Genomic DNA, 13927 nt, shown 5'->3' on the forward strand with positions numbered 1-13927 from the left:
CTCTGTTTTGATAAGAAAAACACCGTATTTTGAATTATTACTCCTCTTGAATGAAAGAAAATTACCCCGTGAATATGTGTTTGCCTAGTACTTTGGCTGCAAAATAAAAACACTAAAAACAATGAAACAATTTTTACTTTTTTGGGTAATCACCATTGGTTGTATATCCTCTATAAGTGCACAAGTAACTATAAAGGGAAAGGTCATTGCTATAGAAGACCAAAGTCCAGTATCTTTTGCAACAGTGGTTGCTAATGAAAATTACTCTACCTGGGCAAATACGGATATAGATGGTAATTTTATTATTGAACTACAACAAGAGGAAGGTTTTTTGAGTGTGGAGTATATGGGGATGAATAAAACTACTGTACCCTATAAATCAGGACAAGATGTTTTGATTGAAATGGTAAGTGAACAAAATCTATTAGATGAAGTGGTGCTAATAGGTTATGGAAGTTCAAAGAAAAAAGACGTAACTACTTCCATTTCTACCTTAGAAGATGTAGATCAAATATCCTCTAGACCGGTATCTAATTTAAATGATTTTTTGCAAGGACAAGTAGCAGGGGTTACTGTGATGAGTCAAGGAGGTGACCCTTCGGAGAGTAGTAAAGTTATTATTCGTGGTACAGGATCTTTAGCCGATGAACAACCTTTGACAGTTGTAGATGGAGTGCCTTATTATGGACCAGCAATTAATCCCAATGAAATTGCCTCAGTATCTATTTTAAAAGACGCTGCAGCTGCGGCTATTTATGGGGCACAAGCGGCTTCAGGGGTAATTGTAATTACGACAAAAAAGGGAGTTAAGGGTGATCCAAGAGTGTCACTTAATATGTATAGTGGTGTTTCAAGAGCTAGTAATTTGCCTACTCCTTTGGATGCAAGTGGACAATCTTGGGCTTATAATACGGCTGCTGATAATGCTGGTGCTCCAAGACAATCTGCTCACGATCCACTAGCAAACCCTTATGGTAGTGTTACTAGGACTAATTGGATGAAGGAAATTTTTAGAACAGCAGCAGTTAACAATGTTGATGCAAGTATTTCTGGTGCTAATGATAAAGCTAATTATTTCACCTCTTTTGGTTACAATAAAAGAGAAGGTACTTTAGTGGGAACATTTTCTGAACGATATAGTTTTCGTGTAAAAACAGATTATAAACTTTCAGATAAAGTTAGTGTTGGACAAAATGTTTATTATTCAAACACTAATTCTTTAGGAACTAATACTACAAGTTCTTACTCGGGTAGTATTATAAATGCTTTATACATGCCTTCTTCGGCTAGTGTTTACGATAAAGACGGAGCATTCTCAGGTGTAGTTCCTCATGAATTAGCTGCTTTCGCAGGAGCTTATGGGGATGTATATAATCCAGTGGCTTTATTACTTCGCCCAACTCAAAGTAATCCTACTAATTTTATTACAGCAAATGCTTACTTAAATTATGATATTTTGGATGGTTTAACCTTTAGGAGTTCTTATAGTTATGATTTTACAAATAATAAATTTAAGAAGTTTACACCTAAAGCACCTGAGTTAGGACGTACCAACTTAACCAATTACTTGTTGGAGTCTACTTACAATAAAAATCATTGGATTTGGGATAATCAAATAACCTATGATAAGAGCATTAAAAAGCACCATTTTAATCTAACGGCTATTTATTCGGCTCAGAAAACCAATTATAATTATTATTCACAGCAAGGGGAGGGATTTAGTAGTGAAGAAGGTTTTAATCAGTATATGGGTAATGCTTCTATTATTAGAAAACCTGTTACCCAGGTATGGCAAGAGGCTTTAAACTCCATTTTGGGTAGGGTAATATATGATTATGATGATAAGTATTTTATGTCCGCTAGTATACGTAGGGATAAAACCTCTCGTTTAGCTAGAGAAAATCAATCGCAAATTTTCCCATCTGCCTCATTAGGATGGAGAATATCTCAAGAGGATTTCTTTAATGTTGGGATCATTAGCGAATTAAAGTTAAGAGGTTCATGGGGACAAATAGGAAATGTTAACTCTGTAGGGTATTATTCTTTTGATGTGCCTTTAAGTACTACAGATGTTATTTTAGGTCAGGATGGAACTTTAAGCGGTAAAGGAACTTATGTAAATAGACAAAGTAACCCTAATTTAAAATGGGAAACCTCTGAGAGCTGGAATATAGGGATAGATGCTGCCTTTTTTCAAGGTAAATTGAATTTAGTTGCTGATTATTTCCAAAAACGTACTAAGGATATGATTCTACCAGGTTTAGAGGATGCGCATCATGGAACTATTGCTGCCGATGTTAATGGTGGAGAGGTTTTAAACAAAGGGGTTGAATTATCATTAAGTTATTATGGAAATATTGGACAACAAGGTTTTCAATATAAAATATATGGGGCAACAAGCTTTTTATCCAATGAGTTAGTTAATCTTAATGGTTATAATCAAAGTGGTATTAATTTTATTAGTCATGGGGATAATGTTAGAAGTACTCTTTCTCCTTATCGTTCTGTTGTTGGTCGCTCTTTATACTCTACTTACCTAGTTCCTTATTTAGGTATTTTCCAAAACCAAGAGCAAATCAATTCTCATGTCAATAGTAATGGAGAGTTAATACAGCCTAACGCAAAGCCAGGCGACTTTATGTTTGCTGATACTAATAATGATGGGAAGATTGATAATCAAGATAAAGAATTTATGCAAGCATATGTTCCTAAGATTACCTATAGCTTTGGATTAAGTGCAGAATATAAAAACTTTGATATTAATTTATTCTTCCAAGGAGTAGGAGATATAAAGGTATTTAACGGTTATAAATTCACGGCATATAATGCTTCTCAACAAGGATATAACCTAGATAGACAGGTTCTTAATTCATGGTCACCTACCAATACCGATACAAGTATTCCAAGACTATCTACTAAGGATGATAATCAAAACTTTGGAACAGCTTCAAGTTGGTATTTAGAGGATGCCTCTTATTTGAGATTAAAAAATATAACGATAGGATATACTCTACCAGAAGAGTTTTTAAATAAGGTAGTTAAAGGATCTTCTTTGCGCTTGTTTGTTTCAGCAGAGAATCTATTTACCATTACTGGTTATAAAGGAATTGATCCTGAAGTTGGAGGAATTGGTTTGGATGTAGCAAAATATCCAGTTTCAAGAACTTTTACAGGAGGATTATTATTTAATTTTTAAAAATTTAAAATATCATGAATAAACAATATATATTAAAAAGCATTGCTCTATTAGGGATTGGAGCTTGTTTAACACTTGGTTCTTGCAGTTCCGATTTCACAGAATTAAACCCTCAAGGAAGTACTTCTTATGAGAATTTTTTTAAGACACAACAAGATGCTATTGAAGCATCGAATAGCTTGTATAAGCTAATGGATGCCAATGAGTTATTTGGAAGGGGCTTTTTTTGGTTTATTAATGCCTCTGATGATATGGTAACTGGGAGGTTAAATGCAACAGCAGATAATATTAAAAATTTCAATATGACAGGAGATGAGAGTTATGTTGGAAGTATTTACCAGGATTGCTATAAAGTTATACGAAGAGCAAATGACATTATTTTAAATGTGCCCCAAATGGATATACCTGATCAACTTAAAAATAGGATATTAGGAGAGGCTTATTTTATGAGAGGATTCCATTATTTTTGGTTAGCTCATACTTATGGGGACAATGAAGTTAATGGGGGAGTACCAATTGTAACAGAGCAAAACATGAGTGAGCCTGCTGGTAGTTTTTCAAGGCCTAAAAGTGTCATTGAGAATTACAAACATATTGTAGAGGACTTAACCTTAGCTGCCGAATTGCTACCTCTGTTCACAAGCTATTCTACAGAGGATTATGGAAGAGCACACAAAGACGCTGCTTTAGGGTATTTAGCAAAAACGAATCTTTATTGGGCTCAATATGATCAGAGCCGCTATCAGGAGGTAATAAAGTACTGTGATGCTGTAGCAGAGTCAGGCTCGGGTAGAGATTTAATTCAAACAGGAAACCCTTCTTTAGATTATCGCATGTTGCATAGTAACGAGAACAATTGGACTCAAGAATATATTTGGTCAGTAAATTCTGGTATAGAGGGTGGTAGTATTTTACCAGGATGTTTCTTAGAAAACAAAGGTTGGGGAAGTTACAATGGTTGGGGATATTTTACTCCTACTCAGGATTTATATGCTTCTTTTGAACCTGGAGATGCCCGCTTAGGTGTTACTCTATTAGTTTTTGGAGATGAGTTTACTTATTTCGGAGAGCAAAAAAGATATCAATCAGAAAACTCTTTATCTGGTTTACAATTCAATAAATACATGTATGAGTATTCTTACCCTAATGCTTTAGGCACATATATCAATACTAATGGAGATAAACCCACTACAACCTACAATGTTCCTTTGATGAGGTATGCAGAGGTTTTATTAATGAAAGCAGAGGCTCAAATTATGTTGGGACAAAATGGTGATCAGGCTATAAATCAGGTAAGGCAAAGAGCCGGATTACCCGCTATTACATCAGCTGTTTTAAAAGATTTAAAGCAAGAAAGAAGATCAGAATTAGCCGGAGAGTTTGCAAACAGACATTTTGATTTAGTTCGTTGGGGAGATGCTCAAAGCACCTATGCTCAACCCTTATATGGAAGGATTCACAAGGATAGATCAAATCCTGATTCAGATTTTGAAATACAGCAGATATGGGAGAGTAGAAATTTTGATCCTTCTTATATGCATGTATGGCCTATCCCAAATTCGGCAGTTTTATCCTCGGGTATTAGCCAAAATATAGGTTGGTAATACTTCACTTTAAAAAAGTAGTTATTGTTTTAAAAATGTTATTCATGAGAAAAATTATATTGTGTTTATCCCTTGTTTTTGCGCTACATGCTAGTGGACAACAAAAAAGCGTTTTACTTCATTCCCACAACGATTATAAGCAAGAAGTTCCCTTTTATTATGCTTTAGGCAATGGCTTAAAGAGTATAGAAGTAGATATTGTCTATAGGGATAATTCTCTTTTTGTAGCCCATGAAAAGGAAAGTATAAGTAGTAATCGCACCTTAGAAAGTCTGTATTTAGAGCCGTTAGCCAAGTCGGTAGATATATACAAAGATCACTTAAAAGGGGTACAGTTTTTAATTGATTTTAAAAATTCTCCCAACTCAAGTATGGACGCATTAGTAAGGGAATTAGAAAAATACCAGGAGATTATTTATGCCAATGATCTTAGTTTTGTTATCTCAGGAGCAAAGCCTTCTATGGATGCTTTACTAAAGGCACCTTCCTATATAAAAATTGATCACCAAAGTTTAGACTTTCCACAAGACCCTCGAATAATCGATAGAATAGCCATGGTAAGTTTACCTTTTTCCTCTTATAGCTCATGGAATGGAAAAGGAAGAATTGTGGAGGAACAAAAGCAAGAACTTCAAGAAATCATTGATCAAGTCCATCAAAAAGGAAAAAAAATCCGCTTCTGGGGTACACCAGATGGCAAGACTGCATGGAAAGCCTTTTACGATATGGGAATTGATGTAATCAATACAGATTCTCCTTTTCAAGTTAAGGAGTTTTTTGATCATTTACAGGGCTATGTGTTTGAAAATAATATAGTTAAAAGTAAGGTGTATATCCCTACCTTTCAAAGTGATAATGCCTCGACTTATATCAATAAAGTTATTTTACTTATAGGAGATGGCAATGGTTTAAGCCAAATATCTGCTGCGGCAATGGCTAATGGGGGGGATTTAACTTTATTACAATTAAAAAGTATTGGCCTTATTAAAACCCAAGCTTCCGACGACTTTACTACCGATTCAGCTGCAGCTGGAACAGCATTAGCTACTGGAGAGAAGACCTTTAATCGCTCCATTGGGATGTCCCAGGACATGAAGCCATTACAAAACATCACCCAAAGACTTTCCAAAGATAATTTTCTAACTGGAATTGTTACCACAGATGAAATAGTAGGAGCTACACCTTCAGCTTTTTACGCACATCAAAGAGATAGGGATTACAGTGAGTTAATTGCCAGTGATTTAGTAGAAAGTGAACTAAGTTTATTTATTGGAGGTGGAGCCAAACATTTTGATAAAGTAGATATAGCTTCTTCTTTTACTATTTTACCCAAAATAGGCGATTTAGCTTCTGTCCAAAAGGATAAAGTAGGAGTGTTTTTAAGTGATGGAGGACTCAAAGGAGTGAAAGATGGACGAGGGGATATCTTGGCTCAAGCTACAAGTGAAGCACTGGATTTTTTAAACAATAAAGGGGAAGGATTCTTTTTAATGGTGGAAGGTGCAAAGATAGATACCTATGGACATTTTAATAATACCGCTGGAATTATTACCGAAGGTATTGATTTTGATAAAGCCATAGCGCAAGCCTTACAATTTGCCGATAAAGATGGACACACTCTAGTGGTTGTTACAGCAGATCATGAAACAGGTGGCTTTGCTATTCCACAAGGAGATGTTCAAAGCGGTTTTATTCAAGGGGATTTTATTACCAATGACCATACTGGAAGCATGGTACCTATTTTTGCCTATGGGCCGCATTCCTCTGTTTTTCAAGGAGTATATGAAAATACTCAAGTGTATCATAAAATCATCGAATTACTACAATTAAATAACAAATAAAAAAGATGAAGTCTTTTATACATTTTTGTATTGTTTTACTGCCTTTATACCTGGTAGCTCAAACCAAAGTAAGTGGAGTAGTGTTTGAGGATTTAAACAATGATGGAATATGGCAACTGGGAGAACCTACTTTAGAAGGAGTAGTTATTAGCAATGGCCAACAAATTGTTCAAAGTGATAAAAATGGTTTCTATCAAATAGATAAAATACAAGGTAGAACTGTATTTGTAGTTCAGCCAAAGGGGTATTCTAGCCAGTATAATACCTATAATGTAGCTCAGTTTTATATTGACTTTAAGCAAATACAAGATATATCTACGTATGATTTTCCTCTATATAAGCAAGACCAAAGCAGCTATGAAATTGCTTTATTAGGTGATTTACAAGTAGATGTATCGGATGATATTTTTCATATTGAACATTTAGTTGTCAAAGAATTAATAGAGCAAAAGCCTAGTTTAATTTTTCCTTTGGGGGATTTGTCTTTTGATAATTTAGATATTTTTGATTCTCTTGGGCAAAGTTTGGCTTTAGTTGGGTCTCCAGTTTATTATGTTATTGGAAATCATGATATTGATTTTGACAAACCTCTTTTGCAAAGGGATGAGAGTTTTGCTAAAGTGTTTGGACCTTCTTATTACGCTTTTGAATATGCACAGGAGCTTTTTGTTGTACTAAACAATATTCTACCTACAAATAATAACAACTACGTAGGAGCATTAGACCAAGTTCAAAAAGAATTCTTACAGAGTGTTTTAACACATTATGGACCTAGGGTAAAAACTTTGAAAATAATGATGCATATACCTTTGGAGTTTATGGAAGATAAGCATGAGTTACTAGCTATGGTCTCGGGATTTGAGGAGGTGTTTTTTGCAAGTGGACATACCCATACCCAGTATCATCGTTATTATCCAAGGCAGGACTTAGCCCCGGTACATCAATTAGTAGCTGGTGCCTTATGTGGATCTTGGTGGCAAGGACCTCATGATTTACAAGGCATTCCCTTTGCTCTTATGTACGATGGAACTAGAAAAGGATATTGGACAATCAAACAAGATTTAGAAGGTAAAACAGCATTATCCTATAAAGTTTCCGGACAGGATCACAAAGATCAAATGCATATTTGGACTCCTCAGCAAAGGCAATGGGATACTTTAAAAAATCAATTAAATGACCAGTATGTCTATGCAAATGTGTTTGCTGGGGACCAGAACACTTTAGTTGAAGTTAGTTTAGATGGTCAAAAGTGGCATCCAATGGAATATTATCAAGGGGTAGACCCTTTTTACCAAGGATTATCTCTACTAGAGCAAGCCGGTAGGTTTAGTTCTTTAAAGAGTGCTAAAGTTAATAATACCTCTGTGAAAAGTAATCATTTATGGCGATATGAAATTCCAGAAGATTTAGAAAAAGGAAAGTATATTGTGTATATAAGGGCTAAAAATCCCCGATTGAGTTTAAATCACCAAAGTGTTAGCGTATATGAGAAAAAATAGTCTTTTGTCTATAGTTATTCTACAATAAAATAGACTTATTAAAGTGTTGTGAAATAAAGGGGTTGTCTCACAATTGAAGACAGCCCCTTTTTTACTTAATAAATATCGTGCTTTACTTAGTATAATTCAATTATTTTATCTGAAATATAAATTATACCTAATAATTTACTCCTGAATGACAGCTAGGTAACCTTTATGAGATAGCCCCTTTTATTTTTTCTTTTAGGTAAAATGCAAAAAGGATACTATTATTTACCAAATAAATCCATTCCTGGGATATTAGGCATACCATCTTTAGCTGCTGCAGCCAATTCTGCTTCGTTGATTTTATCGGCTTGAGAGATTGCGCGATTTAAAACAGTAATTAAGTAATCTTCTAATTGCTCTTTGTCTTGTAATAATTCTTCATTTATATCAAGGCTGCGAATTTCTCTATTAGCAGTAACTGTTACTTTTAATAGTTCATCTGAACTTTGTTGATCAATTAAAACCGTATCTAATCTCTTTTTAGTTTGCTCTATTTTCTCTTGGGTTTCTTTTAATTTACCCATCATTCCCATTAAGTCTCCGAACATAGTTGTATGTTTTATTTGTTAATAGAGCAAAAATATTAAAAACTTTTGAAGTTTTACTCTCCCTTTATACATCGTGAAAAACTTCTTTTTAATTTCTGTGTTTTCCGGGATTATTATACTTTATGTAGAATAATATTTATCTAATTAAATAGGAAGATTTATTATAATTACGTAATTTTAATACATAAGTTCTATAATTCTTTCTTTTATGTAAGTAATAATAAAGGCATTATTAAAAGAATTGTTTTTGGAGTTGCAAGGAGTTTTAAATTAATTTAAAAATGGATTAAAGATGAAAAAGATTATTGGATTTGCAGCAAGTACTTCCTCAAAGAGTATTAATAAGTCTCTAGTGAAGTATACACTATCTCTATTAGAGGATGATTTTCAAGTGAAGCTTTTGGATTTAAATGATTTTCCATGTGAGCTTTTCTCAGAAGATCAAGAAAAAATATCCTACCCCGAGGGAGCTTTACGTTTTTTAGAAGAGATTGCACAATGTGATGCTATTGTTTGCTCAATGGCTGAGCATAATCGCAACTGGACAGCGGCCTTTAAAAACCTATTTGATTGGTGCTCAAGAAAGGAATTAAAAGTATTTCAAAATAAAGATATGCTTTTACTTAGTACTTCTGAGGGAAGAAGAGGAGGGCAAAATGCTATGGATGTTTCTCTAAGGGTATTTCCTGAATTTGGCGCTGTTATTTTACAGCATTATAGTCTAGGGCAATACAGCGAGAATTTTGATGAGCAAAAAGGTATGACTAATGAGGTGATAAAACATGATTTTTTGACCATAGTAGATCGTTTTAGACAGGAGGTTTTAAAATAGATTGTTTTTTATTCTCCCTTTTTTGTGGCTTGGTACAAGGATAATAATTGAATTAAGCCAATCTTAAAAGGTTTGTTTGACAAACAAAAAGCGTATTTTTGCAGCTTTAATACTACATCATGCAAAAAGATATAAAGGCGCCTTTGGCTAAGAAGATTCCTGTGGAATTGAAAGCTCATAAGGACATTAGAATAGATAATTACTATTGGTTAAACGATAGAGAAAATCCAGAGGTAATAGACTATTTAGAACAAGAAAATCGCTATTACCAAGAGAAAACCAAAGATACCCTTGGTTTTCAAGAAAGCTTGTTTGAAGAGATGAAAAGCCGCATTAAGGAACAAGATAGTTCGGTTCCTTATTTTTATAATGGCTATTATTATATTACTCGCTTTGAACAAGGGCAAGATTACCCTATTTATTCTCGTAAAAAAGGAAGTTTAGACAGTGAGGAAGAAATTCTTTTCGACTGTAATGAAATGGCTAAGGGGCATGCCTATTTTAATTTAAAAGGTATCAACGTTTCTGAGGATAATAATTGGGTAGCCTTTGCTATAGATACTGTTTCTAGAAGAGAGTATAGTTTGCATATTAAGAATTTACAAACCAATGAAGTTTTAGATTATTGTATTTCTAATACAACAGGAAACTCTACTTGGGCCTCAGATAACAAAACTTTATTTTATTCTAGAAAAGATCCAGAAACTCTAAGAGCAGATAAGATCTTTAAACATAAATTGTCTAGTGATATTGCAAAGGATACTTTAGTGTATCATGAAACGGATGATACTTTCGATACTTTTATTGGTAAAGAAAAGTCGCATCGTTTTTTAGTTATTGGAAGTCATAGTACCCTAACTACGGAATACCAAATTCTAGAGGCGGATAATCCCGATGGAGAGTTTAGAGTATTTCAAGAAAGAACCCATGGATTAGAATATAGTATTTCACATTTTGGCGAGCATTTCTATATTCTTACCAACTTTGATCATGCAGAGAACTTTCAATTAATGAGAACTCCTATAGAACAGACTACTTTAGAGAACTGGACCACTGTTATTGCTCATAGAGAAGATGTTTTGTTAGAAGGTATAGAGTTATTTAAGAAATACTTGGTGGTAAGCGAGCGTTTTGATGGGTTACCTCAAATTAAGATACAACCATGGGATGCTAACCTACCTAGTTATTATTTGCCTTTTGAGAGTCAAACTTATGATGCTTATACAGGGGTGAATATTGATTTTGATACTACTATTCTACGATATGGTTACCAAAGTTTAGCTACTCCTGCTTCTATAATTGATTTTGATATGGATACTAAAGAAAAAAACATACAAAAAGAGCAAGAGGTAATAGGGGATTTTGATAAAGATAATTATATAGAAGAACGCCTTTGGGCTACGGCTAAAGATGGGGTAAAGGTACCTATCTCCTTAGTATATAGAAAAGGCATGCAAAGACAAGGAGATAATCCTACTTTATTATATGCTTATGGATCTTATGGATATTCTATGGAACCATATTTCTCTACTACTCGTTTGAGTCTTTTAGATAGAGGATTTATTTATGCTATTGCTCATGTTAGAGGAGGAGAAGAAATGGGTAGAGCTTGGTATGAAGATGGTAAGTTATTACACAAGAAAAATACTTTTAATGATTTTATTGCTTGCTCAGAGTTTCTAATCGATCAAAAATATACTAATTCTGAAAAACTATATGCTCAAGGAGGTTCTGCTGGAGGTATGTTAATGGGGGTAATAGCAAACCAGGCAGGAAGTTTATACCGTGGGATTATAGCTCAAGTGCCTTTTGTGGATGTAGTAACTACTATGTTAGATGATACTATTCCATTAACTACAGGAGAGTATGATGAATGGGGAAATCCAAACAATAAAGAGTATTATGATTATATGCTTGGGTATTCTCCTTATGATAATGTTACTTGTCAGGATTACCCTCATATGTATGTATCAACGGGATTACACGATTCTCAAGTGCAATATTGGGAGCCTGCGAAGTGGGTGGCAAAATTAAGAGAATTAAAAACCAACGATAAGCAGTTGTTCTTAGATACTAATATGCAAGCAGGTCATGGAGGAGCTTCGGGAAGATTTGAGGCTTTAAAGGAAGTTGCTAAGGAATTTGCATTTATGTTTGCTTTAGAGGGAATAACAAAATAATAAATTTTGTAAATTTGCTAGTAAATAATAAGAGTTTTATAAACTCTGATAAATAATACCATATATATGAAAAAGGAAATCCAAGCTTTTGATAATATATTATCATTAGTAGGAAACACACCGCTTGTTAAATTAGATAGAGTAACACAAAATTTAGAAGGGAACTTCTTTGCAAAAGTGGAGGCGTTTAATGCAGGACATTCGGCTAAGGATAGAATTGCTTTACACATTATTGAAGCAGCTGAGAAAAAAGGTATTTTAAAGCCAGGTGACACTATTGTAGAAACTACTTCAGGTAACACTGGATTTAGTATTGCTATGGTAAGTGCAATCAAAGGGTATAAATGTGTTTTATCGGTAAGTGATAAGTCTTCTCCGGATAAGATAGATATGTTACGAGCTATGGGGGCAACTGTATATGTTTGTCCTGCTAATGTAGCTGCGGATGATCCAAGATCTTATTATGAAGTAGCTAAAAGAGTACATAAAGAATTACCAGGTTCGATTTATATAAATCAATATTTTAATGAATTAAACACAGCAGCTCATTATAATTCAACTGGACCAGAAATTTGGGAGCAAACAGGAGGTAAGATCACTCATTTTGTTTGTTGTTCAGGTACAGGTGGTACTATCTCAGGTACAGCACAATACTTAAAGGAAATGAATCCAGCTATTCAAATCTTAGGAGTAGATGCTTACGGGTCTGTTTTAAAGAAGTATCATGAAACAGGGGAAGTGGATCCAAATGAAATTCACCCTTATAAAATCGAAGGTCTAGGTAAGAATTTAATTCCTACGGCAACTGATTTTACTGTGATTGATAAGTTTATTAAAGTAACGGATAAAGACGCAGCCTTAGCCGCTAGAGAATTAGCCGCTAAAGAAGGATTGTTCTTAGGGTATACCTCAGGGGCAGCTTTGCAAGCTACTAGACAATATGCTGAGCAAGGAGAATTTGATAAAGACAGTGTAGTAGTGGTATTGTTCCCAGATCACGGATCTCGTTATATGAGTAAAATTTATAGCGAACAATGGATGAATGAACAGGGTTTTTTAGAAGGTCAAGAGTCTGCTAATCCAATTCACTATATTAAGTAAAAAATACGTTTTGTTCTTTAATACAAATAAAAAAAGCTATTGAGAAATCGAGGGCACTGAAAAAGTCCCTTTTTAAAATAGAAGCTTAAAGTAAAGAGGTAAACTATTAAAAGCAATCGCTTTTATAGTTTACCTCTTTCTGTTTATATTTACCTGTTTTTTAAAATTCACAGGTTTTCTATGTTACCATCTCAGCAATCTTTGTCCTTAAGTCCTTACGCTAGCTTATATGATTTAATTATCCCTAAGGATAATATCCTGCGTAAAATTAATGATCTAGTAGACTTTTCTTTTGTTCACGATGAACTAATAAATAAGTACTGCCTAACTAATGGGCGAACAGCTGAGTCACCTATTAAACTATTTAAATATCTTTTATTAAAAAACATATACGATATCTCTGATGCAGCTGTAGTCGAGCGCTCTCGCTTTGATATGTCTTTCAAATACTTCTTAGATATGGCTCCTGAGGACGATGTTATCAACCCTAGCACACTTACTAAGTTTAGAAAACTAAGATTATCGGATACCGATTTATTAAAGCTACTTATCGCTGAAACAGTTCGATTAGCAATCTCTAAAGAGATAATAAAATCCAAGGCCATTATCGTAGATGCCACACATACAGCAAGTAGATCTAATCCGTTTTCTGCTACTGAAGCTTTAAAGATGAGAAGCCGTCAGCTTCGCAAAGCCCTTTATGATGTAGAGGAGTCTATTAAAAGCAAGCTGCCTGTAAAGAATGAAGATAACGACTTAGACCATGAACTAGCCTATAGCAAAGCTTTAGTTGCTTTTCTAAAGCAAAACTCTGGTTTTCTTGGCTACCCTAAAGTACAAGAGAAGTTCGAAATGCTAGAGGAAACTCTAGAAGATATCCAAGAACGCTATACTTTATCCAAAGATAGAGATGCCCGTATTGGACATAAATCAGAGGATACAAAATTCTTTGGCTACAAGACTCATATTGCCATGAGTAAAGAGCGTATCATAACAAGTGCTGTAGTTACTTCAGGAGAAAAAGGAGATGGACCAATATTGCCAACTTTAGTGGAGGATAGTATAGATAATGGTATGCCAGTTGACACTATAATAGGAG

At 34.3% G+C, this 13927-nt stretch carries 9 protein-coding genes; 8 read left to right on the top strand and 1 reads right to left on the bottom strand.

Features of this window, described 5'->3' with window-relative positions; genetic code table 11:
• The first annotated feature begins 121 nt into the window (after positions 1–121).
• From ACYSNX_RS04880 to ACYSNX_RS04895, 4 genes are read left to right on the top strand one after another with little or no spacing between them, the layout of a single operon-like run.
• Complete coding sequence (locus ACYSNX_RS04880; RefSeq protein WP_461753564.1) at positions 122–3196, top strand: SusC/RagA family TonB-linked outer membrane protein; 3075 nt, start codon at positions 122–124, stop codon at positions 3194–3196.
• A gap of 14 nt (positions 3197–3210) precedes the next feature.
• A complete protein-coding gene (locus ACYSNX_RS04885) occupies positions 3211–4800 on the top strand; it encodes a RagB/SusD family nutrient uptake outer membrane protein (protein WP_461753565.1) in 1590 nt (529 codons plus the stop codon).
• A 44-nt stretch (positions 4801–4844) separates the two neighbouring features.
• Positions 4845–6641: an alkaline phosphatase gene (locus ACYSNX_RS04890; RefSeq protein WP_461753566.1), complete on the top strand. Its 1797-nt coding sequence runs from the start codon at positions 4845–4847 to the stop codon at positions 6639–6641.
• A gap of 5 nt (positions 6642–6646) precedes the next feature.
• On the top strand, positions 6647–8140 hold the full coding sequence (locus ACYSNX_RS04895; RefSeq protein WP_461753567.1) for a calcineurin-like phosphoesterase C-terminal domain-containing protein: 1494 nt from the start codon (positions 6647–6649) through the stop codon (positions 8138–8140).
• A gap of 248 nt (positions 8141–8388) precedes the next feature.
• On the opposite strand, the gene ACYSNX_RS04900 is transcribed toward ACYSNX_RS04895, so the two are convergent.
• On the bottom strand, positions 8389–8715 hold the full coding sequence (locus ACYSNX_RS04900; protein WP_461753568.1) for a YbaB/EbfC family nucleoid-associated protein: 327 nt from the start codon (positions 8713–8715) through the stop codon (positions 8389–8391).
• 292 nt (positions 8716–9007) lie between these two features.
• Here ACYSNX_RS04900 and ACYSNX_RS04905 point away from each other — a divergent pair, with 292 nt between their 5' ends.
• The 4 genes from ACYSNX_RS04905 to ACYSNX_RS04920 all read left to right on the top strand — a co-directional run.
• On the top strand, positions 9008–9547 hold the full coding sequence (locus ACYSNX_RS04905; protein ID WP_461753569.1) for an NADPH-dependent FMN reductase: 540 nt from the start codon (positions 9008–9010) through the stop codon (positions 9545–9547).
• 119 nt (positions 9548–9666) lie between these two features.
• Positions 9667–11727: a S9 family peptidase gene (locus ACYSNX_RS04910; protein ID WP_461753570.1), complete on the top strand. Its 2061-nt coding sequence runs from the start codon at positions 9667–9669 to the stop codon at positions 11725–11727.
• A gap of 66 nt (positions 11728–11793) precedes the next feature.
• Positions 11794–12828 carry a PLP-dependent cysteine synthase family protein gene (locus ACYSNX_RS04915; RefSeq protein WP_461753571.1) on the top strand — a complete coding sequence of 345 codons (1035 nt, stop codon included), beginning with the start codon at positions 11794–11796 and terminating at the stop codon, positions 12826–12828.
• Positions 12829–13008: 180 nt separating this feature from the next.
• The coding region (locus ACYSNX_RS04920) for a transposase (RefSeq protein WP_461753572.1) at positions 13009–13927 on the top strand (919 nt) is incomplete at its 3' end.

This window comes from Myroides sp. LJL115 (assembly GCF_054871665.1).